Consider the following 23310-nt stretch of genomic DNA (forward strand, 5'->3'; position numbering starts at 1 on the left):
CATGGCTCAGGCCTTCGCGTCCCCGGCGCGGGGCGGCACCACCGGTGCGCGGTCGACCGCAGGCGCGCCAGCGCCAGCGCCGGGCGCGACGGCCGCATGAGCGGCCTGCTGCGCCGCGCGAGCGCCCTGCCCGCTCTTCAATGCCCGGCCCAGCGCGACCACGCGCGCGGCGTTGCCGTGCCAGGTCAACTGCAAGCGGCCGATCGTGGCGCGAGCGCCTTCGCCCAGGCGGCGGCGCAGCGCGTCGTCCGACGCCAGCTTCGCCAGCAGCGCTTCCAGCGCACCGGCCTGCGCCGGGTCGAAGAGCAGCGCATTGAGGTCGTCGTCCAGGACTTCCTCGATGTTGGGCTGGTTCGGCGCGACGATGGCCTTGCCGAGCGCCAGGTATTCGAAGAGCTTCAGCGGCGACGCGTACGCGACCACCGCCGGCTGCAGCGCGATGTCGAAGGCGGCCACGTAGGCCGGCACCGCGTCGCGCGAGACCACGCCGGTGAAGCGCACGCGCTCGCCGAGTTTCAACTCGCCGGCCAAGGCTTCGAGGTCGGCCCGCGCCGGCCCGTCGCCGACCAGCAGCAGTCGCGCATTGGCGGGCGCCGCGCCGGTCGCCATCCAGCGGATCACGCGGTCCATGCCGTGCCAGTCGCGCACGAAGCCGGTGAAGCCCAGCACCAGCGCGCCCTCCCAGCCGAGCGTGCGCTTGGCCTCGTCGGGCGACGGTGCCGCGTCGAAGTGTTCCTCGTTGATGCCGTTCGGGATCACGACGAGGTGATCCTGCGGCACGCCGCGCGCGCCCACCATCGCGCCGAGCACCTTCGTCACGGGCAGCACCGCGTCGGCGCCGCGCCAGACGGTGTCTTCGGCCCAGCGCGCGATGCGCGGCAGCGCCAGGCCGCCGAACTTCGCGCGCTCGTCGACCAGCGGCGCATTCACCTCCAGCAGCAGCGGCACGCGCAGGCGCCGCTTGAGCATCAGCCCGCTCAGCAGGAAGAGGTTGTAGCGTTCGTAGATCAGGTCGGGCTGGAAGTCCTTGGCCGCGGCCGCGAGGCGGCGGTAGGCCACCAGCGAGTACGCCAGCTCCAGCAGCTCGTAGACGAACTTGGGCAGCTTCGCGCGCAGGCGGTGCACCCAGCCGGTGTCGTCGCCCATCTTGGCCTTGTCCTCGGGCGCCGACTCGCCGCCGGGCGCGACCACGCGCACCTCGTGGCCGAGCGCGCGCAGCGAGCCGATCATCTCCTCGATGTGGACCGCCTGGCCGTCCTTGGACGCGGTGCGATGGTGGTAGAGGATCTTCATTCGGAACTCAGGCGGCCTCGCGCATCGAGGTCGCGCCCATCACGTTGCGCAGGAACGCGTCGTACATCAGCAGCGTCCAAAGCGGCGTGCTGTGATCGCGGCTGCCGTTCTCATGCTGCTCGACCATCTGGCCGACGGTCTTGAGGTCGAACATGCCCGAATCGGCGAGTGGCCCGCCCAGCAGCGAGTTGCGCACGCGCTGGCGCAGCGGTCCGCGGAACCAGCGCGACAGCGGCACGGCGAAGCCCATCTTGGGCCGGTACAGCACGTCGTTGGGCAGATGCGGTTCGAGCGTCTTCTTGAACAGGTACTTGCCCTCGCCGCCGCGCAGCTTCAGGTGGGACGGCAGCGTGGCCAGCCACTCGACCAGCGGGTGGTCCATCAGCGGCTCGCGCACTTCCAGCGAATGCGCCATCGACGCGCGGTCGACCTTGGTGTTGATGTCGCCGACCAGGTAGGTGTGCGTGTCGATGTACTGGATCATCGCCAGCGGATCGTCGGTGTTGGCGCGCTCCGCGTGCTTCAGGAACAGGTCGCGCGCGTTGTAGCCGCCCAGCTCCGACTTGAAGCGCGCGCTGTACAGCGGCATGCGCTCGTTGTCGCGGATCACGGACATGGTGTGGAAGTAGGCCTCGACCGAGTTGCGCGCCAGCGCCTGGAAGGTCGTCTTCGCGCGGAACACGCGCGGCGCCCAGTCCGCCTTCGGATAGAGCCGGCCCAGCGTGCCGAACAGCGGCTTGCGCAGGCCCAGCGGCAGGCTGGCGCGCATGCGCTCCTCCATCATGTGCAGCTTGTAGCGGCGATAGCCGCCGAAGCTCTCGTCGCCGCCGTCGCCCGACAGCGCCACCGTCACGTGCTTGCGCGCGAGCTGGCAGACGCGATAGGTCGGGATCGCGGAGCTGTCGGCGTAGGGCTCGTCGTAGAGCCGCGCCAGCGTGTCGATCAGGTCGAAGTCGTCGCTCTGGACGGTCTCGACGTGGTGCTCGGTCTGGTAGCGGTCGGCCACCATCTGCGCGAACTCGGACTCGTTGTACTGCGGGTCGTCGAAGCCGATCGAGCAGGTCTTCACCGGCCCGTTTGTCTCGCCGGCCATCATCGCGACGACCGCGCTCGAGTCCACGCCGCCCGACAGGAAGGCGCCCAGCGGCACTTCGGAGATCAGCCGCAGCTTGACCGCCTCGCGCAGGCGGCGGGTCAGTTCTTCCTGCGCCTGGACCTCGTCGATCTTGCTGTCGGTCGTGAAGCTCACGTCCCAGTAGCGGCGCGGCTGGCCCAGCGGCTCGCCGCGCTTGATGACCAGCGTGTGCCCCGGCGGCAGCTTCAGCGCCTGGCGGAAGATGGTGCGCGGCTCGGCGACGTAGCCCAGCGCGAAGTACTCCTCCACCGCCTGCGGGACGATCTCGCGCTTCATGCCCGGATGCGCGAGCAGCGCCTTCAGTTCGGAGCCGAAGACCAGCGTGCCGTCGTCCAGCAGGCCGTAGAACATCGGCTTCACGCCGAGCCGGTCGCGCGCCATGAAGAGCTGGTCGCGCGCCTTGTCCCAGATGACGAACGCGAACATGCCGCGCAGCTTCTGGACGCAGTCCTCGCCCCAGGCGGACCAGGCGTGCACGATGGCCTCGGTGTCGCTCTTGGTCTGGAACTGGTAGCCCAGCGCGGTGAGCTCGGCGGTCAGCTCGCGGTAGTTGTAGATCTCGCCGTTGAAGACGATGCCCACCGAGTGGTCCGCGTTGAACAGCGGCTGCTGGCCGGTCGCGATGTCGATGATGGACAGCCGGCGGTGGCCGAAGGCCAGGCCGGGCTGCAGGTGGATGGAGCCTTCATCGGGGCCGCGGTGGTGCAACGAGTCGTTGATGCGATGCATCAGCGCGCCGTCGAAGTCGCGCCGCCCCCGGGTATCGAAAAGTCCGCTGATTCCGCACATGGTCCTACCCCGCGTCCGTCCGTGTCAGTTCTTGTGGCTGGCGGCATTGTGGCCGCGCAGCGTGTCATACAGCCCCTGGTACCGAGCGACCATGGCGCGCATGCTGAAATCCTGCTCCACCCGGGCCCGGCCGGCTTCGCCCATCGCGGCGGCCCGCGCCGGATCGCGCGCCAGTCGCAGCAGCGCCGCGGCCATCGCGGTCGGATCCGCGGCGGGCACCAGCAGGCCGCTCACGTCGCGCGTGACCAGGTCCGCGTTGCCGCCGACCTCGGTCGCGACCACCGGCAACCCGCTGGCCATCGCCTCGAGGATGGTGTTGGAGATGCCCTCGGCCAGCGAGGGCAGCGCGAAGACGTGCAGTCCGCGCATCACCGCCGGCACGTCGGTGCGCTCGCCCGGGAGCCAGGCGATGTCGTCCAGGCCGGCCTCGTCGAGCAAGGCCTGGCACTGCGCCCGCAACGGACCGTCGCCGATCAGCACGAGCCGGGCGCGTTCCCGGAGGTCCGGCGCCTGGCCGATCAGCGCGATGAAGGCGCGCGTCAGCATCAGCTGGTCCTTCACCGGCGCCATGCGGCCGACGGTGCCGATCAGCCAGTGCGTGGCGGGATCGAAGGGGCAGCCCGGGATGGTCTCGACCTGCTGGCGCTGGAAGCGCAGCGTGTCGACGCCGTTGACGAACTGGCTCACGCGCGCCGGCGGCACGCCCACCGGACCGGTGAGGTAGTCGCCGAGATCACGCGACAGCGCGATGTAGTGCGAGACGAAGGGCTTGTAGAAGCGGCGCACGCGCTGGTAGGCGCGGTTGCGGCCGTCGAGGTCGCCGACGTCGCGGCCGTGCTCGCCGTGGATGCGCACCGGCACGCGCGCGGCCCAGGCCGGCAACTGCACTTCCAGCGCCGCCAGGTTGCGGCTGTGCACGATGGCGGGCTTGAGCGCGCGGAACAGCTTGTAGAGCTTGGGATAGAGCCAGAAGCCCTGCCCCGGCGGCTTGTCGAGCGCGAAACACTCGACGTCGTCGCGCTGCAGCCGCTTGCGGAAATCGGTGACCTCGGTCAACGCGACGATCGCATGCCGGTAGCGGTCCGCCGGCATGTGGTTGATCAGGTTCACCACGCCGTTCTCGAGACCGCCCGTGTCGAAGCGGTACATCACGTGCAGCACCAGGGGCCGCTCGTCGGCGGCCGCGATGGCTCGCTCGGCGCTCAGGTCGGCGCTCATGTCGGCGCCCCTGGCGATGAGGATGATGCGGGTGATGCGGGCGTCAGGGTCGTCGCAGGCGTGGCACGCCCGCCGCCGTCACGCACGCGGCGGAGCTCGGCGTCGATCGTGCCCCAGTGCTGGCGCAGGAAGAGGTCGAGCCGCTGCGGGGCGAGCTCGTCGGCCTCGGTATAGACGAGCACCAGCGCCGCATCGTCGCCGCGGCCCTGGAGCCGCCCCAGCGCGCCTTGCACTCGCGCCTGCAAGGCGCTCGTCATCGGCTGGCCGTTGATCCAGTACACATGCCACACCAGCATCCGCGGCGCGGTCACCGCGTCCAGCGACGAGGCACGGACCTGCGTGGTCAGCACGGGAACCGGCGCGCCCGGGCTGCCGGTGACCGGCGCGAACGTCGCCTGGCCGCGGCCGGTGACGGCCCAGTGCTTGTCCTCCGCGGACACGACGGCGTTGCTGGAACTGACCAGCTTGCGCTCGTAGTCCTGGTCGCGGAAGTACTGCAGATGCAGCCCGACGCGCGACGTTGCGGCGCCGACCTGGGCCGGGCCGGTGAACTCCTGGTGCAGCGCGGCATTGGCGCCTTCGAAGTCGGGAATCCAGGCATCCGACGGCACGGTCTGGTCCACCCAGCCCGGCTCCACGGACACCGCGGGCAATGCGGCGATCGGAGCCGAGTGCCCCTGGCGCAGCAGGACGCCAGCGGTGACCGGCAGCGAGATCGCGAGCAGCACCGCCACGGTGGCCGCCCAGCCGGCACCGGCGCCCGCCGCGACCGGATCGCGCGGCGGCGGCACCAGCGGCAGCTCGGGCTGCGCCCAGCGCGCGCCGATCAGGAACATCGCCAGCATCACGATGCCGAAGAACAGCCAGCCGTAGATCAGGTGGTCGACGCCGACCGCGAGCGTGTTGCCCGACAGGTGGCCGATCATCACGATCAGGTAGGCGCGCGCCCAGTTCGCCACCAGCGGCAGCGCCAGCGCGAAGGCGATGAAGCCCAGCCGACGGCGCGTCGAGTGGTAGCTGAGGTAGGCGTACAGGGTGCCCACCATCGCCGACGCGATCAGGTAGCGCACGCCGGAGCAGGCCTCGACGACGGACCACTGGCCGCTCGGGATGATGAACTGCAGGCCTTCCTGATAGACCGGCAGGCCGCTGAGCCGCAGCGCGACGACGGTGAACTTCGCGGTCCAGTCCATCAGCTGCGGTAGCAGGAACTCGCCGACCGGCACGCAGAAGAAGAGAAAGCCCAGCGGGAAGACCATCTCGCGCGCGACGCGCCAGCCCAGCACCGCGGGCACCAGCAGCACCAGCATCGCGACCAGCGTGAACTGCGTGACCGCGTTGATCGCGGCGAAGTCGGCGAACAGCCAGACCGCGCCCAGCGCCACGATGGGCAGCGCCAGCCACGGCACCGGCCGGGGCGTCAGCGGCGCCACCATGACGCGGCGGTGCCAGGCGAGCCACAGCACGATAGGCGGCACCAGGAAGGCATGGGTGAAGGTGCCGGAGCGCCACCAGATCGTCACCATGCCGAGCGCCGTCTGCCGGTACAGCAGCAGCAAGGCGACGACGAGCAGCACCAGCATCGCCAGCGGGCGGCGCCAGGCGTCGGGAATGCCGCGCTGCTGGAGCGCGGAGGGCGTGGTGGCACTCATGCCGCTTGTCCTTGCACTTGCCCTGGCAGGCTCCCCGGCACGCTTCTCTGCGAGGTCCCTTGCGGCAGGTAGCCGTCCAGCTTGGCCAGGTGGGCCTGCCAACTGAAATGGCGCAGCACGCGTTCGCGCGCCTGCTGGCCGATCGCCTGCGCGCGGGTCGGCGCGCTCAGCAAGGCGTGGACCAGTTCGAGGTAGTCGGCCGCGCTGTCGGCCGACAGCAGGTCCTGGCCGGCGATCACGCCGTCGGCGCCCAACGCCTCGACGCAGCTGCGCGCCGCCACGACCGGACGGCCCACGGCCATCGCCTCGAGGATCTTGTTCTGCACGCCGCGCGCCAGGCGCAGCGGCGCGACGACGGCCGCCGCGTGCTGCAGGTAGGGCCGCACATCCGGCACCGTGCCGGTCACACGCACGGCGTCGCCGGCCAGCGCCAGCACCGCGGGCGTGGGCGCGCGGCCGACGATGGTGAAGCGCAGCGTCGGCCAGCGCTCGCGCAGCTGCGGCAGCACCTCGGCGGCAAACCACTGCACGGCATCCACGTTCGGCCAGTAGTCCATGGCGCCGGTGAAGACCAGCGGCAGTTCATCGGCCGCGAAGGGACTCGCCTGCAGCGGCAGCGGGGCGAAATAGCCGCTGTCGACGCCGTTGCCCAGCGCCTCGACCGGCGCGCCGGTGGACGACAGGCGCTGGAACAGCGCCTTCTCGCCCTCGGTGACGAAGAACGAGCAGCGCGCCTGCTCGGCGACGCGGCGCTCGTAGGCCAGCAGTTCGCGGCCCTCGCGGCGGTAGAGCCAGGACATCGGCCAGCGGTTGGCCTTGGCGTAGTCGGTCCACTTGGCCGAGTCCACGTCGACGAAGTCGACCAGCATCGGCACCGGGCCGGCGATGGCACGCAGCTGCTCGGCGTACTGCGCCATCGTCGAGGAGAACACGACGATCGCGTCGAAGCGCTGCGTCTTGGCGATGCGCGCGATCCAGTCGCGCATCGCGCGGTGGCGGTAGTACGGCAGGCTCAAGGCCTCGCCGGTGGCCAGGCCGCGCAGGCTGGCCACGCGCGCCAGCAGCGGGTTCAGGTCGGCGGCGAAGAGCTGCTCGCACTGCGCCTGCAGCGCGGGCACGTGCGCCCAGTCCTCGGCGTCGTCGACGAAGGTGCCCAGCCAGACCTTGTGATGCGCGGTCAGGTGCTTGAGCAGGTGGTAGGACCGCAGCTTGTCGCCCTTGTTGGGCGGGTACGGCAGCCGGTGGACCAGGTAGAGGATGTTGGCCATCGCGCCGTCCTCAGCCCAGGCTGCGCACGATGTGCGGGCCCAGCCAGTTGGCGACGGAGATCGGCAGCTTGCGCCAGGCCTTGATCATGAGCTGGTACTTGGCGTTGCTGGGATTGTTCTGCGGCACGGCCTCGCGCTTGTAGAGGCAGTACTCGTAGTTCAGCGGCGTGGGCTCGAAGCCCCAGTTCTTCTTGAACGCATAGCTGCCGGTGTCCTGCTTGCTGCGGCCGTAGTCGAAGACCTTGAGCCCGCGGCCGCAGGCGCGGCGCATCAGTTCCCAGTACTTGAAGTCGTTGGCGGCCAGGTCGCGCGCGGCGACCGCGTCGCCGGCGTAGTACGGCAGCACCTCGTCGCGGAAGTAGAAGCTCAGCACGCCCGACAGCGGCTCGCCCTGCGGGCTGCTGACGATCAGCACTTCGGCCGCGTCGCCGAACTCGTCCAGCAGCGCCTGGAAGTAGCGCCTGGGCATCGCCGGCGTGCCGTGACGATGGACGTTGTCCGCGTACAGCGCGAAGAAGCGCGACACGTCGCGATCGATTTCCGCCTTCAGCTCGTTCTTGATGCCCTTGCGCACCATCGCGCGCTGCTTGCGCGGGATGGCCAGCATGTTGGCCTCCTCGTCCTCGAGGATCTCCTTGCGGAAGGTCACGTAGAGGTCCTGGTGCGGCCAGTCGAGGTGACGGCGCTCGACGTTGCGCAGCTCCAGGTGCTCGACGCCGAGCTGGCGAGCGAGCGCCTGCGCCTCGTCCTCGAGCGCGCGGGCCGCTTCGTCGCTGGTCGCGGCGACGCCGCCGTAGACCGCGAACGGCAGGCCGACCAGCGCATGACCGAAGAGCCGGCTCTTGTTCTCGGCCAGCGGCAGCACGCCCTCGATGACGCCGTCGCGTTCCGCGTAGAGGAAGTAGCCCGCATGGCCGAACTGCTTGCGGATGATCCGCTGCCAGGCCGCCAGGTGGAAGAAGCTGGCCGACGGACAGGCCTGCACGAACGCGTCCCAGCGCTTCGCGCCCTCCGCGTCCTTCAGCGCCAGGCGCTTGACCTGGACCGCCGACGTCGAGGTGAGGGTCATGCCTGCCCCTCGTCTGCGGCAAGCCGCAGCCGGTCCCCCAAGGGGACGCGAGCTGGCTTGGGACGGCCCTGCGCTGCGCTCATGCCGCCAACCGCTCGGCGCCTTCGGGCGCGAGGAAGATCTCGTCCATCCGCGCCCACGCGAAGTCGCCGAGCAACTGCTCGATGCGCGATTCGGTGCGGCCGATGTTGACGTAGTGGCGGAAGCGCGTCTTCGCGTCGATGCCGGGAATGCGCGGCTGTTCCGGATCGATCTCCCACGGGTGGAAGTAGAAGACCGCGCTGCGGCCCTCGACGCGGTTGAAGCGTTCGATCATCCAGCGCGACACGCCGTAGGGCAGCAGACGGAACCAGCCGCCGCCGCTGCTCGGATAGTTCTTGCCGCGCCAGCGCAGCGTCGTCACCGGCACTTCGATCAGGCCCGGACGGACTTCGTAGGCGAAGCGCGGCGAATCCGGCATGCCGTAATGGTCGTGCTGGATCGGGTAGACGCTGGAGCTGTAGCGGTAGCCGCATTCGGCCAGCACGTCGAAGGCCCAGAGGTTGTCCTTGCCGATCGAGAAGCTAGGCGCGCGGTAACCCTTGACCTCGACGCCGCCCAGGTCCTCCAGCAGCGCCTTGGCGTCGCCGACGTCCTTCAGGAACGAGAGGCGGTCCAGGTCGCTGGCGCGTTCGTGTCCGAAGCCGTGGCTGGCGAGTTCGTGACCGCGCGAGACGATCTCGCGGACGATCTGCGGATAGCGCTGCGCGATCCAGCCCAGCGTGAAGAAGGTGGCCTTGACGCCCTTCGCGTCGAGCAGATCCAGGATGCGGGCGATGTTGCGCTCGACGCGGCATTCGCGCGCGTCCCAGTCGCCGCGGGCGATGTAGGGCGCGAAGGCGGACACCTGGAAGTAGTCCTCGACGTCGATGCTCATCGCGTTGCGGATCTTGTTCATCGCATCGCTCCCACGAGTTTCTGCAGCAGCGCCAGCGTCTGCTGATTGATCCGTTCCAGACGCGTCAGGCTGTCCTCGATGCGCTGCAGGCGCGCATCCTGGTCGCTCAGGTTCAGGCCCGCGAGGCCGTCGGCCAGCGCGCCCAGTTCCCCGTTCAGTCCCCCGCCCGCCACGCGCGAGCGCAGCCGCGTCAGGTCCAGGTCGACCGCGAGGTCGCCCTCCGACGCATCGCCGTTGATCGCCAGGCCATGCACCGCCGGTGCCGGCGCGGACGCCGACTCGGCGGCCAGGTCCTGCACGACCTCTTCCACGTCGGCCGCGGTCAGGTGCGGGTTCTCGTGCATGAAGCCCAGCAGCAGCAGGCGGTCGCACAGCGTGTTGATGCGGCGCGGGATGCCGTGGCTGGCGCGGTGCAGCGCAGTGAAGGCGTCGGCATCGAAGCTGGGCTTGCCGCCCGCCCCGGCGCACTTGAGCCGGTGCTCGATGTAGCGCTGGGTGTCCTCCTCGTCGAGCGGACCGATGTGGCAGCTCGCCGCGATGCGCTGGCGGAACTGCTCCATCTCGGGCCGCTGCAGGATGCCGCGGAACTCCGGCTGCCCGACCAGGAAGGTCTGCACCAGCGACTGGTTGCCGAACTGGAAGTTGGACAGCATGCGCAGTTCCTCGACCGCGCGCGCGCTCAGGTTCTGCGCCTCGTCGACGATCAGCAGGCAGCGCTTGCCGCGGCTGGCCTCGCTGACGAAGAAGGCCTCCAGCGCCATCAGCACTTCGCTCTTGGGCAGGTCCTTGACCCGCACGCCGAAGGCGGCGCCGACCAGGCGCAGCGTGTCCTCGGCGTCCAGCTGCGTCGTGACGATGTTGCCGATGACGACGTTGCTGCGGTTCAGGCTGTCCAGCAGCCCGCGCACCAGCGTCGTCTTGCCGGCGCCGATCTCGCCCGTGATGACGATGAAACCGTCGCTGCGCAGGACCCCGTAGTCGAGGTAGGCCTTGGCACGGCGGTGCTGCTTGCTGCCGAAGTAGAAGCTGGGGTCGGGACTGAGCTGGAACGGCTTGCTGGCCAGCCCGTAGAAGGCCTCGTACATGTCGGTGACTGCTTAAAAACGCTGGGTCAGCGATGCGTAGATCGCGTTTTCCTGATAGCTGGTGGCGAACAGGCTGGTGTCGTCGAACTTGGTCTGGCGCAGGCCGAAGGCCGCGTCGGTGCGGGGGCCCAGGCGGTAGGTGGCGTTGGCCGTCAGCGTGCGCATGTCGTTGCCGCCCACGCCGCCGTCGCCGCGGGAGTTCTGCCGCGAGTAGCTCACGTTGGCGTTGGCCAGCGGCGTGAGCCGGTAGCCGACCGACACCGTCGCGCCGCGCTGGCGCACGCGGTCCGTCAGCGCCAGGTCGCCGCTGCCCACGCCAGTCGGGGAGTTGATGAGGCGGCGGCTGTTGTTGTCGTTGCCGCTGAGCGTGACCGTCACCCGCGGGCCGGTCCAGATCAGCGACAGGTCGCTGCGACGTTGCAGCGACGCGGTGTTGCTCAGGAAGCCGGTACCGCTGAACGAATTCGGATCGAGGCCCAGCGCGGCCAGCAGCCCGCGCACGAACGCATCGCGCTTGACCGGATCGGGCTCCAGGCTGCCGAACTGCAGGTCGAGCAGCTGGTAGTTGGTCGCGGCCGTCGGCGTCTCGCCGGTGCTGACGCTCTGGCTGCTGTTGGCCCGCATCGAGAACTGCGCCATGCGGTGCTCGAAGCTCAGGTTGTGGCTGTTGCCGTAGCTGTGGTGCTGCCACTCGGCGGAGAACTTGGTCCGCGGGCCGGGCGACCAGCGCAGGTTGGCGCCGTAGACGGACGTGGCCTCGGGACCGAAGTAGTCGCTGCGTTCGCGGCCGCCGGTGAGGCCGAGGCCCCAGTCGACGTCGGGCACCCAGTTCAGCGACCCGATCACGCTGGTGGTGCGGTAGTCGATGCCGGTCTGCTCGAAGTGCATGCGCGACGTGGACGTGTTCAAGCCCCAGTTGAGTTCGCGGCCGGCGGGACCGAAGAGGTTCAGCGACAGCGAGCCTTCCTTGGTGTTGCCGCTGCCGCTGGTCGCCCCGGCGCCGCCCTCGCTGGAATTGCGCATCTGGCCCATCGCCCGCAGCTCGAAGCCCGCGAAGCTGCCCAGCCGGCCGCGCCAGTACGGCGAGACCTGCAGCGTGCGCGTCTCCGTGCGGTTGGGGCTGTCCAGCTTGCCGTCCGGCGACTGCTGGCCGAAGGCCGAGATCGACTGCTGGCTGATGTTGCCGGTCACGTCGATGAACAGCGCCGACTGCACCAGTTCCGCCGTGAGGCGGGTGCTCAGCTGGTTCTGGAGCCGCGCGTCGCGGTCGCTCTTCGTGTAGACGATGCCGTCGAGCGTGTAGTCGAAACTGCCGCGTATCGCGCCGGTGTTGCTGGAGATCGTCAGGCCCGGCGACACCGTCGTGATGAAGGCACGGTCGCGCGAGTTGTCGGGCGACAGCGCGAGGTTGTCGGTCCAGGTCTCGGAGACGCTGACCCGCGGCGTGAAGACGATGCCCTTGCGCGAGCCCGCGGCGGCGGTGCCGTCATCCTGGGCGGCGGCCGGCGTCTGCGCCAGGGCCGCGGCCAGACCCAGCGCCACGAGACAGGCGGCGCGGACCGGGGAGCCCGGAGCGCCGCAGGGAAGCGGCCGGCGGCGGAGGACGTTGGCCCGCATCATCGTGTCAGGCCCGGTCCGGGCTGGCGGCCGGGTTGGACGCGGCGTCCGGCGCATGGCCCTGCCCGTCCGCGGCGCCGTAGCCGTAGCCATACCCGTAGCCATACCCGTAGCCGTAGCCGTAGCCGCTGCTGCGCTTGTTGCTGGCCTGGTTGAGCAGCAGCATCTTCAGCGGGCAGTGCTCGATCGCGGCGACCGCCTGCTGCACCGCGCTCTGCGGCGTGCGTTCGGCCTGCACGACGATGACGATCTGGCCCATGTGCGTGGCCAGCACCCGGGACTCGGTGGTCAGCAGCAGCGGCGGGCTGTCGAAGATGATGATCCGGTCCGGATAGCGCTTGGCCATGTCGTCCAGCAGCGCGGTCATCGCATCGCTGGCCAGCAGTTCGGTGGCGCGCGCGTGGGGACGGCCGCTGGGCAGCAGCGTCAGCTTGTCGACGTTGGTCTTGAGCAGGACGCTGGCCATGTCGGCCTCCTTCTCCAGCACGTCGAGCAGGCCGGGACCGGGCGGCAGGCCCAGCATGCGCAGCATCGACGGGCGGGCGACGTCGGCGTCCACCAGCATCACGGTGCTGTCGAACTCGGCCGCGATCGACATGGCCAGGTTCAAGGAGGTGAAGCTCTTGCCCTCGCCGGGCAGCGCGCTGGTCACCATGATCAGGTTGGCGTGATTGAGCGACGCGGCGCCCCGGTTCATCGCGTTGCGGATCAGCGGGCGCTTGATGTTGCGGTACTGGTCCGCCATCACGGTGCGCGGCGCGTTGGGCGTCAGGAAGCCCTGCGCGGCCAGCGCCTCGAGGTCCAGGTCCACGCGCTTGGAGGTCGCGTCGCCGGGGGAGCGGAACACCGCCGGCGCCGCCACCGGGACCGGCTGGACCGACGGTGCGACCGTCGCCGCCAAGGCGGGTGCCGCGGGTGCCGCGGGTGCTGCGGGTGCGGCAGTCGCCGCCGGCGCGGTCACCGGCGCGGCGGCCGTGGCCGGGCCGACGTCGACGCCGGCCTGTTTCAGTTGTTCCAGCCGCGCGGCGGCTTGTTCGATCAGGCTCGTCATGTGAAAGCTCCCCTCACCCGGCCTGGCGGCTGATCCAGATGGCCATGCCGATCAGGCCGACCGCATACAGGCTCACCAGGCTTCCCGATGCGACGCCGAAGCGCAGCAGGTCCACCTTCTGGCGACGGCGGTCCTCGCGCGTCTCCTGGCGCGACACGGCGCCCAGGATCGGCAGTTCCAGACGGTGGCGCAGTTCGTTGAGGTCGTGGAAGACCGGGCGGATCTGGCTCGCGGCGAAGGCCGTGACCAGACCGGCCAGCACCGCCACGACGAGGCCGCCGGCCAGCAGCATCAGCCGGTTCGGCGACACCGGCTTGGGCGACGCGCGCGGCGGGTCGATGATGCGGAAATCGGCGACGCCCGAGGTGTTGTCCAGGTCGGTCGACAGCGAGGCCGACTCGCGGCGCTCGACCATCTCCTGGTAGTTCTTCTTGATGATGTCGTAGTCGCGGTTCAGCTGCGCGAACTCGGCCTCGAGCTGCGGCGCCAGCTTGATCGCGCCTTGCGCGGAGGTGTAGCGCGAGCTGTACTCGTCGACGCGGGCGCGGATCTGCGCGACCTCGACTTCCTTGCCCGCCAGGATGCGGGCCAGTTCCTGGTTGGCCAGGCTGTCGTTGGGGCCGCCGGTCGGCGACGGATTGGCCAGCGCGGCCTTCTGGAGCTCGGCGACTTCCTTGCGGCGCTGGTCTTCCAGGTCGCGGATCTGGCGCTTCACGTTGACGATGTCCGGGTGCGCGTCGGTGTAGCGCTGCTGCATCTGGTCCAGGTTGCGCTTGAGCTCGACGATGCGGTTGTCCAGCTCCGGCGTCGCGAACTTCTGCGCGCTCTCCTGCATCAGGCTCTGCAGGCTGGTACCGGGCTGGTTGCGCTTGCGTTCGGCCTCGATCTGCTGACGTGCGGCGTCGCGGGCGTTGACGGCCTCGCGCAGCTGCAGGCGGGCGGCTTCGAGCTGGTTGCTCGCCTCGGCCAGGCGCGCGGCGGCGTCCTTGCCGTCGGCCTGCGTCAGCTGCAGGTTGCGCAGGCGGAATTCCTTGCGGCGTCCCTCGGCCTCCTCGAGCTTGGTCTCGTAGGTCTTGATCTGCTCGTTCAGGAAAGTCGCGGCGGTGGTGCTGTCCTTGCGGCTGGCGCCCAGGCTGGACTCCATGAAGATCGACAGCAGCGAGGCCACGACCTTCTTGGAGATCTCCGGCGACGAGTCGCGGTAGGACAGCAGGTACAGGTTGTTGGCCGTGTTGCCGGCGGTCTGGATCGACAGGTTGCGGGTGACGCGGTCGATCAGCGCTTCCTGGTCCGACTTGCTGGTGGCCTTCAGGTCCAGGTCGGCCATGCGCACCAGCTTCTCGACGTTGGGCCGGCTGATCAACGTGCGGCTGAGCATGTTGACCTGCTGCTCGGTGTTGGAGAGCACGGCCATGCCCGACATCAGCGGCTTGAGGATGGACTGCGTGTCGACGTACACGCGCGCGCTGGCCTCATAGCGGTCGGGCACGACGAACACGACGATGGCCGCGCCGATGGCGGCCAGCCAGGATGCGATCAGCCCCGGCCAGCGGTAGCGCCACATCCGCTTGAACACGGCCATCAGTTGCGCGATGAGGGAATCCATGCGGCGATCTCGGTTGCACCGGCTGTAGCGCCGGCGGGGCCCGGTTCGGGACGGGCCTGTACTGCTGGAAATGCTGGAAGCGCGGGGGACGATCCGGGGTAGGCCCTCCGGCCGCCCCCGCCGACCCGCAGGTCCGCGCGCGCGGCCGTCCGGGCGCCGGTCAGAAGAAGCTCTGCGGAATGATCAGGATGTCGCCCGGGCGCATCTCGACGTTAGCGGACACGTCGCCGCGACGGATCAGGTCCTTGAGGCGCACCGAGTACTGCTTGTTGCCTTCCGCGGTCCGCAGGATGGAGGCCGAGTTGCCGGCCGCGAAGTCGGTCAGGCCGCCCACGGCGATCATCACGTCCAGCAGCGTCATCTTCTGCTTGTAGGGCAGGAACATCGGCTTGGCGGCTTCGCCGACGACGCGGATCTGCTCGCTGTACGGGCCCACGAAGCTGGTCACGATCACGGTCACCACCGGATCGCGCACGTACTTGCCGAGCTGCTTTTCGATGTCGCGGGCGACCTCGACGGAGTTCTTGCCCTGCACCGGCAGCTCGTCGATCAGCGGGGCGGCGATCTTGCCGTCGGGGCGGACCGGCACCGTCAGCGACAGCTCCGGATTGCGCCAGACGATGATGTTGAGCTGGTCGCCGGCACCGACGACGTAGCTGTAGTCCGCCTGCGAGGCGGCGACCGGCGCGGGCGGCAGACCGCCCGTGGTCGAGCAGCCGGCGAGCGCCGCGGCGACGGCCAGCAACGCAGCGTGTGCCGCCTTGACGGAAACGATCTTCAATCCAGTGTTCTTCACCATATCCACCCCTCTGGAAGCTGACCGGATTGCACCTCAGCGCGCACGGGTGTGGAACCCCCTGGACTGAGGGCGATCCCTCCCTGGCGTGACGTGTTTCCGTGCTAGCGGACCCGCCCCGGGAACCGTCCGGATACAACCCCGAAACAACTCGGCATCCGCCCGGTTCAAAAACCTCGCGGAAAACCTCGTCAAACATCACGGCAAAGCCTCGTGGAAAACCCGCGAACCGGCGACGCCGCCGTCTATTTTCCGCGCAGCACCGGCTTGATCAGCGCAATCAGGAGGCGCTGCAGCGGATGGGCATTTCCCCAGGGCCGCCAGGTGTGCTTGAGACGGCCGCGATAGGCGTCGAAATGCATGCCCCACGGTGCCGCGCGCAACGCGCCGCGATTCAGCAGCAGCTTCAGCACGCTGGTGCCCATGAGACCCGCGCACAACTCGCAGGCCATTCCCGTCGAGGGGCCACGCTTTTCCTTGAAGTTCACCGCCTCGGGCGCGACCAGATACTGGCGACTGAGCATCGCCGGAGATACCCCGGCGATGAAGCGCGCATACTGCTCCTCGTGGTCGCGGCCATCGACCTGGAAATAGTCTTCAAACGTCATCCCGATCGGGCTGAAGTACAGGAAGGCCGTGCCCATTCCCAGAGGAGCGGCCGTCATCGCCGGGATGCCCAGCTCGCGGCAGCGGCGGAAAACCTTGCGGCGCACCTCGAGGACGAAGAAGTCGAGGCTGTCGACATACACGTCGACGCCCTTCAGGAACTCGTCGAGGTTGGCGTCGGTCACGCCCTCGCGGAAAAGGCGGATGTCGCTTTCCGGGTTGATGTCGCGGGCCATTTCCGAGACCACGTCGATCTTGGGGCGGCCCATCGACGACATGAATGCCGCCGCCTGGCGATTCATGTTGTGGACATCGAACTCATCGAAGTCGGCGATATTGAAGTTGGAGATTCCCAGGCGCGACAGGGTCAGCACGTGCGCGCCACCGACGCCGCCCAATCCGGCCACCGCCACGCGGGCCCGGCGCAGGCGCTGCTGCTCGTCCTTCGTGACCCAGCCGATATTGCGCGAGAACGCGCGGTCGTAATCGAAGACAAAACCGGAAGGGGTGTCTCGCGTCATGGGCTCTCCCTTTATTCGAATCGCGCCGCCGCCGGATCGCGTGGAACCGATCCCGCAGCGCAGGCGGCGAGTATGCGCCGACGGCATGACGGCAAACGATGGAAAAGCCGGGCGAGACCCCCTTGAGGGTGATGCGGCGCGAGCAGTGAAGACCCCGTCGCCAACCCCTCACCCCCTCAACACCCCCCCTGATATGCGGGCCGGACCGCTGTCGAAAAACTTGACAGGACCCGTCGAAGATTCCCGCATCTGAATGTTAAGTCATTGATTTTCAATGAGGAAAGTATGCTGGCACGGTACTCGCTTTGGTGTCCGCCAAGAAGCCGGCACGTGCCGCTTCCTAACGTGCTTCTGGCAAGACGCATCCTCAAGGAGAGACACATGTTCAAGCAAGCAAAGCTCGCAATGGCCGCGATGACGCTGGCCGCCGCGACGTTGCCGGCGATGGCAGCACCGCTGTACATCAACACCGGGCAAGACTTCGTTCCCGAACCCAACGGTTCGACGAACACCACGACGTTCGACCAACTGGGTTACAGCGGCACGCTGGCGACCTCGATCTACCTGGGCTCGCCGGCTACGCCCGGCACCACGGTGATCGACACCAACATCCCGTCGGTGATGAACTTCTACGGCTTCTCGGCCGGCACCCACACCACGCTGTCGGGCGGTTCCGCTTCGTTCAACTACCCGAACGCGCCGGCACAGACCAACATCGACTCGCTGAACAACCCGACCAACCCGTCCGATCTGAACGGTTTCGTCGGCGGCGTGGGCTTCCCGGCCTACGGCTTCGGCAACGTCGGCGGCCTGGGCGGCGCCTGGGGCCTGACCTACTCGTACCAGATCGTCGGCAAGACCGTTGACTCCAACGGCGACGGCGTGTCCGACTACGTGGCGTACAACAGCGGCGTGTTCAGCGTGTTCTACCAGAGCGCTGCGACCGATCCGAACAACGGCAAGGAAGTCCTGCGCCTGATCGTCACGGGTTCGGAAATCGAGCTGACCAACCTGAACGTCAAGGGCTACGTCGACTACAGCTACGCTGGCGGCGACACCTTCGTCCAGAACTTCTTCAACTCCGGTGACGGCCTGGGCTCGCTGTACAGCAACTGGCTGAACAACAACATCTCGGTCAGCTGGGTGCTCGACACCAACGTCGATCCTCCGATCCCGACCGCGAACCAGCTGTACAACGCCGGTGGCGGCCTGATCCGTCAGTCGACCCTGGACGGCTCGCTGGTGATCAACGTGCCGGAACCTGGCACGCTGGCTCTGGTCGGCCTGGCCCTGGCCGGTGTGGGCTTCGCCCAACGCCGCCGCGCCCTGCGCAAGTAATTCGGTTCTCCCGAATGCAGAAGCCGCCCCTCGGGGCGGCTTTTCTCATTGTTCAACGGGTTTCTGCGAAGCGCAGGGGACCCGCTCCCGGCGGCTCTCAGCGTAGCGGCGTCACTACGCCGCGTCCTTGCGACCAGATGATCGCCACGACCTGCTGGGCGTCGTAGAGCGCGTTCACATGCGCGATGCGGTTCGAGTAGTAGTCGCTCTCCGCGCCCATCACGTCGAAGAGCGACCGCTTGCCGAGTTGCTGCCACTGCTGCAGCGTGAAGCCGCGGACGCGCTCGCTGCTGCGCAGGATGTCGACCAGCCGGCGCGAACGGTCGAGCGACGAGGACGCCGCCTCGTACATCTCCTGCACGCGATAGCGCTTGGCTTCGATCGTTTCATCGCGCTGCAGCGACGCTGCCTGCGCGCGTCGCCGCGCCGAGGTCAGCGCGGAGTCGGCCCCCGGCTGCACGATCGGGATATTGACCGTCACGCCGCCTATCCAGTCGGTCTGCCGTGCCTGGCCGATCGTCGAATTGCCGCTGACCAGCAGGCTCACGCTGGGCTGCTGCCCGGCGCGCACGGATTCCGCATAACTGCGCTGCGCCTGCGCCTGCGCGGCGGCGGCCGACACGTCGGGCGAGACCATGACGTCGGCCAGCATTTCGTTGAGGTCCGGCAGGCGCGCGAGGACGGAACTCATCGCCGCGCCGCGCGGCAGCTCGTCGCCGACGAAGCGCTTCAGGCGCACCTCGGTCTGGCGCAGCGCCGAGGTCGTCTGCTCGTATGACAGGTCGGCCTGCTGCAGGCTCTTCTGCGCCTGCACCAGCTCGCTGGCGCGGCCGCGGTCGGCCTTGGTGATGATCTCCAGGGCTTCGACCAGGCACGACATCTTGCGCACGTACTGGCTGTAGACCTGCGCCTGCAATTGATAACGGCCGCGATCGAGCGCCAGCGACACGGTCTGGAGCGCCACCTGCTCCTCGGCGCTCGACTGTCCGTAACGCGCGGCCTCGAGCAGCTGGGAACGCCATTCGGTGAGCTTGGTGATGCGGCCGGAGTCGTAGATCGGCGCGGTCACGCTCAGCGAGCCGCGCCCCTGCAGGCCGCTGGAATTGTCGATCGAGCCGTTGCCCGGCACGACGGTGCCGGTGTGACCGGCCGTGATGCCCATGGTCACCGTCGGCAGACGCTGCGACTTGGCTTCCTCGAAGTCCGCCTCCGCCGCCTGTGTGAGCAGCCGCGTCGCGCCCAGCGCCTTGCTGCGGGCAAGCGAGCGGTTGATCAGCTCCTGCAGTTGCGAGCGCGGATCTGAGTCGCCCACGTCCAGCAGCGCGGTGTCCCTGGCGGATAGCTGCGCGGGGGGCAGCGTGCGCTCATCGGAACAGCGGCTCGGCGGCGGATCCTGCGCCCAGGCGGACGCGCTGAACGCGCAGAGCGCGGTCAGGACGACGGTCGCGCCAGCGGTCAGTCGGAAGGAGGAGAGGGAGGCGCGCCGCAGGCTGCGGCGCCGGGAGGTGTCGGTCATGGTCACGCGTACTGCAAGCAATTTCCCATGCCTCTACTGGACCATTCCAGCGGGAAAGCGAAGCGCCGATAAGCGGCGCACAACCGGACTGTTCGTGACCTCAAGACGGGGCTTACAAATGAAACCGCCCGCGCAGGGCGGGCGGCGGCATGGACGCGATGCGGACTCAACGCTCGCGCAGCGCTTCCTTGGACTTCAGCATCGGACGCAGCAGGTAGCTCAGCACGGAGCGCTCGCCGGTACGGATGTCCACCATCGCCGTCATGCCGGGGATGACCGGCAGCGGCTCGCCCTTGGCGCGCAGCGTGTTGCGCTCGGCCGTGATCAGGACGCGGTAGTAGGTGCCTTCGTTGTTCTTCTCGGTCTCGCCGAGCGCGTCGGGACTCACGTACTCGATCTTGCCGTGCAGGCCGCCGTTGACGTTGAAGTCGTAGCCGTTGAGCTTGACGACGGCCGTCTGACCCACCTGGATGTAGCCGATCTCCTTGGGCTTGATGCGCGCCTCGATCAGGATGCGCGGGCCGATGGGGACGATCTCCATGATCGGCGTGCCCGAGGTGATGACACCGCCGACGGTGTTCATCTTGATGTTCTTCACCAGGCCCTTGACCGGCGACTTCAGCACCGAGCGCGTAACCGCGTCGCGGCGTACGACGAGCTGTTCATCCAGCTGCGCGAGGTCGGTCTGCGCCTTCGACAGCTCGGTGCTCGAGTCCTGGCGGAAGCGGCTGATGCGCTCGTTGCGCTGCTGCTGCAGTTCGTTGACCTGGCGCGTGACGCGCATCACCTCGACGTTGGACATCAAGCCCTTCGACGCCATGTCCTGCGCCATCTTCTGCTCGGTGGCGAGCAGGCCGATGCTGCGGTTGATGCTGGCCGTGGCCTCTTCCAGGACGCGGCGACGGGTCTCGAAGACCTCGGTCTCGCTGTCGACCAGGCGTTGCACGCCCTTGACCTCGTCGGCGAACTTCAGCGGCACGCCCAGCGCCTCGGCGCGCAACCGGGAGACCTGCGCCATCAGGCCCAGGCGCTTGGCCTGGCTTTCGTTCTCGGCGGCCTCGGCGCGGGTCGGATCCAGCTCGGCCAGCGCCTCGCCGGCCTCCACTTCCTCGCCTTCATGGACCAGCAGCTTGCCCAGCGTGCCGGACTCCAGGCTGGCGATGACCTGCTCCTTGCCGTCCGGCACGATGCGCGCATCGCTGCGGGTGACCTCGTCGACCGTGGCGATCGACGACCAGGCCAACCCGACGAGCAACACCGCCGCCATCAGGTAGAGCGCCCAGACGGCGCGCGGCAACGGCTCGTCGATCAGCGCCGACTGGACGCTGCCGACGAACAGGCCTTCTTCGCGGCTGAGGGTGCGGGACTGCGACATGGGGGAGTTCAGAAGGGATATCGGACGGCCATCACACCGACGCGGCGCGATTCACCGCCTGAGCGGCCGGATGGACGTGGACCGGCGCGGCTTGCGGCTGCTGGCCCGGTTGAGGCTGCTGCTGTTGCGGCTGGCCGGGCGGGCGGGCGCCGGAGAGCGCTGCCAGGACCTGGTCGCGGGGACCGTCCATGACGAGGCGTCCGGTGTCGACGACGACGATGCGCGACACCAGCTCGAGCACCGCCGGACGGTGCGTGACCATGATCAGCGTGCACGCGCCGGCGGCGTCGCGGAGCTGACGGAGGAAGGCGATCTCGGACTGCGCGTCCATCGAGCTGGTCGGCTCGTCCATCAACAGGATCTGCGGCTTGGTGACCAGACTGCGCGCGAGCGCGACCAGTTGACGCTGGCCGCCGGACAGCAGCGATCCCATTTCACCCACCGGCAGGTCCCAGCCCATCGGATGACCGGCGACGACGCGGTCCAGGCCGGTGAGCTTGGCAACCTCGACGAGCCGCTGCGCATCGACGTGGCGCCCCATCAGGACGTTGTCGCGCAGCGTGCCATGGAACAGCCGCGGCTCCTGCGACACGAAACCGACCTTGCTGCGGAACTCCGCCGGGTCGACCTGGCGCAGATCGATGCCGTCGATCTCGACGTGGCCCTCGGTCGGCTGATACAGGCCGGCCAGCATGCGCAGCACCGTCGACTTGCCGCTGCCGATGCGGCCCAGGATCGCGAGGCGTTCGCCCGGTTGCACGCGCATGGTCACATTGCGCAGCACCTTCGGCGACTGCGCGTCACCTTGCGCCGGGTACGAGAACCCGATGTCGTTCAGGCCGATGCGGCCGGTGATCTGGTTCAGCGGGACGTAGTTGCGGGCGGAGTCGCGCTCCACCGGCGCGCTCATCACCGAGTTCAGCGACAGCATCGCCGCCCGCGCGCCCTGGTAGCGGGTCGCCAGACTCACCAGGCTGTTCAGCGGCACCGTGGCGCGGCCGGCGAACATGACCGCGCCGATCAGCGCGCCGGCGCTGATCACGCTCTCGTTGATCAGGTAGACGCCCCAGACCAGCATCACCAGGTTGATCGCCTGCTGCATGGTCATCGAGATGTTCATGCTCCAGCTGGCCATCGTGCGGGCCTTGAGGGCGGACTCGGCGACGATGGCGGTGCTGTGTTCGTAGCGGCGCAGGAAGCGGCCTTCGGCGCCGGTGGTCTTGAGGTCCTCGAGGCCTTCCAGCGCCTCGACCAGCGTGCCGTGCAGGTCGGCCGCCTCGGTCATGTTGGTGCGCATCGCGCGGCGCAGGTAGCCCTGGATGCCGAAGCTCATCAGCAGCATCAGCGGGATCGCCGCCATCAGCACCCAGCCCAGCGGGCCGCCGATGATGAAGGTCATCGCGACGAAGAGCACCACGAACGGCAGGTCCGTCAGCACCGACATCGTGGCCGAGGTGAAGAAGTCGCGCACGACCTCCACCTGCGCGAGGTAATGCGCATAGGAGCCCGCCGATGCGGGCCGATGTTCCATCCGCACGCCCAGCGTCTGGCGGAACAGCTTGGCGCCGACGATCAGGTCGGTCTTGCGGCCGGCGAGATCGATCAAGTGCGCCCGCAGTTGCCGCGCGAAGAGGTCGAAGATCAGCGCCAGACCGGCGCCGACGGCCAGCGTCCACAGCGTGACGAAGGCCTGGTGCGGGATGACCTTGTCGTAGATGACCGAGGTCACCAGGCCGGACACCATCATGAGCACGTTGCTCAGCAGCGCGGCGAGCATCGCCGAGCGGTAGTACGGGATGAAGCGCTTCAGCGTGCCGAACAGCCAGTGCGAGTCGGCCTGCAGCAGCGGCGTGTCGTCCTTCGCGCCGGCGATCGGCTTGGCCTGCGAGACCTCCTGCGGCGCGATCGCAAGGATGAAGCCGCTGTACTCCTGGTCCAGCTCGGAGGCGGGGGCGACGCAGCTCGCGGCCTCGGGGCCGGGGAACACGACCTCGTAGCGCACGGCGCCCGAGCCGTCGTCGTCCAGGCGGCGCACCAGCACGCAGGCGTCGCCGCCGTTGAGCAGCAGCACCGCCGGCAGCAGCAGCTGATTGATCTCTTCGATGCCCTTGCGCAGCAGGCCGGCGTTGTAGCCGGCTTCGCGCATCAGGCGGATGGCCTGATCCGGGCTGAGCGCGCCTTCGACGGGCGCGCCGGCGCGCAGCGATTCCACCGAGCGGGCGCGGCCATGATGCTGCGTCAGCCAGGACAGGCATTGCAGCAGCGGATCGACCGCCGGCTGCTGCGCCAGATCCGCGAGCGGATCATGCGGCGCGTCGGGGATACCGGGCGCACGCTGGCCGTCTTCCGCGGCCAGGCGCAGGCCAGGGCCGCGGGCGCGCTGGTCACCGTCGAAGAAGGGGTCGTGCGGCCGGTTCATTTATCGGATGTTGTCAAGT

The 23310-nt window shown here is 68.8% G+C and carries 17 protein-coding genes; 1 reads left to right on the forward strand and 16 read right to left on the reverse strand.

Going from position 1 to position 23310, the window contains the following annotated elements; all coding sequences use genetic code 11:
* Positions 1-6: 6 nt before the first annotated feature.
* The 13 genes from ABE85_RS12415 to ABE85_RS12475 all read right to left on the reverse strand — a co-directional run bounded on the left by ABE85_RS12415 (position 7) and on the right by ABE85_RS12475 (position 16643).
* Positions 7-1293: a glycosyltransferase family 4 protein gene (locus ABE85_RS12415; RefSeq protein ID WP_067274678.1), complete on the reverse strand. Its 1287-nt coding sequence runs from the start codon at positions 1291-1293 to the stop codon at positions 7-9.
* A gap of 7 nt (positions 1294-1300) precedes the next feature.
* Entirely contained in the window at positions 1301-3217 is a 1917-nt protein-coding gene (locus tag ABE85_RS12420) for an XrtA/PEP-CTERM system amidotransferase (protein ID WP_067274681.1), read from the reverse strand.
* A gap of 24 nt (positions 3218-3241) precedes the next feature.
* On the reverse strand, positions 3242-4435 hold the full coding sequence (locus ABE85_RS12425; protein WP_067274685.1) for a TIGR03088 family PEP-CTERM/XrtA system glycosyltransferase: 1194 nt from the start codon (positions 4433-4435) through the stop codon (positions 3242-3244).
* Positions 4432-6087, reverse strand: a complete 1656-nt coding sequence (gene xrtA, locus ABE85_RS12430) for an exosortase A (RefSeq protein WP_067274688.1) — start codon at positions 6085-6087, stop codon at positions 4432-4434. The genes ABE85_RS12425 and xrtA overlap by 4 nt, the downstream gene beginning before the upstream one ends.
* Entirely contained in the window at positions 6084-7355 is a 1272-nt protein-coding gene (locus ABE85_RS12435; RefSeq protein WP_067274692.1) for a TIGR03087 family PEP-CTERM/XrtA system glycosyltransferase, read from the reverse strand. The genes xrtA and ABE85_RS12435 overlap by 4 nt, the downstream gene beginning before the upstream one ends.
* A 10-nt stretch (positions 7356-7365) precedes the next feature.
* Entirely contained in the window at positions 7366-8424 is a 1059-nt protein-coding gene (locus tag ABE85_RS12440; protein WP_067274695.1) for a FemAB family XrtA/PEP-CTERM system-associated protein, read from the reverse strand.
* A gap of 79 nt (positions 8425-8503) precedes the next feature.
* Entirely contained in the window at positions 8504-9361 is an 858-nt protein-coding gene (locus tag ABE85_RS12445) for an XrtA system polysaccharide deacetylase (RefSeq protein WP_067274698.1), read from the reverse strand.
* Positions 9358-10446: an XrtA/PEP-CTERM system-associated ATPase gene (locus tag ABE85_RS12450; RefSeq protein ID WP_067274701.1), complete on the reverse strand. Its 1089-nt coding sequence runs from the start codon at positions 10444-10446 to the stop codon at positions 9358-9360. Before ABE85_RS12450 ends, ABE85_RS12445 begins: the two co-directional genes overlap by 4 nt.
* Positions 10447-10458: 12 nt before the next feature.
* Positions 10459-12066, reverse strand: coding sequence for a TIGR03016 family PEP-CTERM system-associated outer membrane protein (locus ABE85_RS12455; protein ID WP_067274705.1), 1608 nt, complete (start codon positions 12064-12066; stop codon positions 10459-10461).
* 4 nt (positions 12067-12070) lie between these two features.
* On the reverse strand, positions 12071-13114 hold the full coding sequence (locus tag ABE85_RS12460; RefSeq protein ID WP_067274708.1) for an XrtA-associated tyrosine autokinase: 1044 nt from the start codon (positions 13112-13114) through the stop codon (positions 12071-12073).
* Between the two features lie 13 nt (positions 13115-13127).
* Positions 13128-14720, reverse strand: a complete 1593-nt coding sequence (locus ABE85_RS12465) for an XrtA system polysaccharide chain length determinant (protein WP_067274712.1) — start codon at positions 14718-14720, stop codon at positions 13128-13130.
* A 160-nt stretch (positions 14721-14880) separates the two neighbouring features.
* Complete coding sequence (locus tag ABE85_RS12470; RefSeq protein ID WP_067274715.1) at positions 14881-15519, reverse strand: XrtA/PEP-CTERM system exopolysaccharide export protein; 639 nt, start codon at positions 15517-15519, stop codon at positions 14881-14883.
* Between the two features lie 242 nt (positions 15520-15761).
* Positions 15762-16643, reverse strand: coding sequence for a ThiF family adenylyltransferase (locus ABE85_RS12475; protein WP_067274719.1), 882 nt, complete (start codon positions 16641-16643; stop codon positions 15762-15764).
* Positions 16644-17024: 381 nt separating this feature from the next.
* On the opposite strand from ABE85_RS12475, the gene ABE85_RS12480 reads away from it, so the two are divergent.
* A complete protein-coding gene (locus ABE85_RS12480) occupies positions 17025-17981 on the forward strand; it encodes a PEP-CTERM sorting domain-containing protein (protein ID WP_067274722.1) in 957 nt (318 codons plus the stop codon).
* A gap of 97 nt (positions 17982-18078) precedes the next feature.
* On the opposite strand, the gene ABE85_RS12485 is transcribed toward ABE85_RS12480, so the two are convergent.
* From ABE85_RS12485 to ABE85_RS12495, 3 genes are all read right to left on the reverse strand, one after another.
* Positions 18079-19497 carry a TolC family protein gene (locus ABE85_RS12485; RefSeq protein ID WP_067274725.1) on the reverse strand — a complete coding sequence of 473 codons (1419 nt, stop codon included), beginning with the start codon at positions 19495-19497 and terminating at the stop codon, positions 18079-18081.
* 166 nt (positions 19498-19663) lie between these two features.
* Positions 19664-20872, reverse strand: a complete 1209-nt coding sequence (locus ABE85_RS12490; protein ID WP_067274728.1) for an HlyD family type I secretion periplasmic adaptor subunit — start codon at positions 20870-20872, stop codon at positions 19664-19666.
* Between the two features lie 31 nt (positions 20873-20903).
* Positions 20904-23291: a type I secretion system permease/ATPase gene (locus ABE85_RS12495; RefSeq protein WP_067274731.1), complete on the reverse strand. Its 2388-nt coding sequence runs from the start codon at positions 23289-23291 to the stop codon at positions 20904-20906.
* Positions 23292-23310 lie beyond the last annotated feature (19 nt).

It is taken from the genome of Mitsuaria sp. 7 (assembly GCF_001653795.1).
Classification (GTDB): Bacteria; Pseudomonadota; Gammaproteobacteria; order Burkholderiales; family Burkholderiaceae_C; genus Roseateles.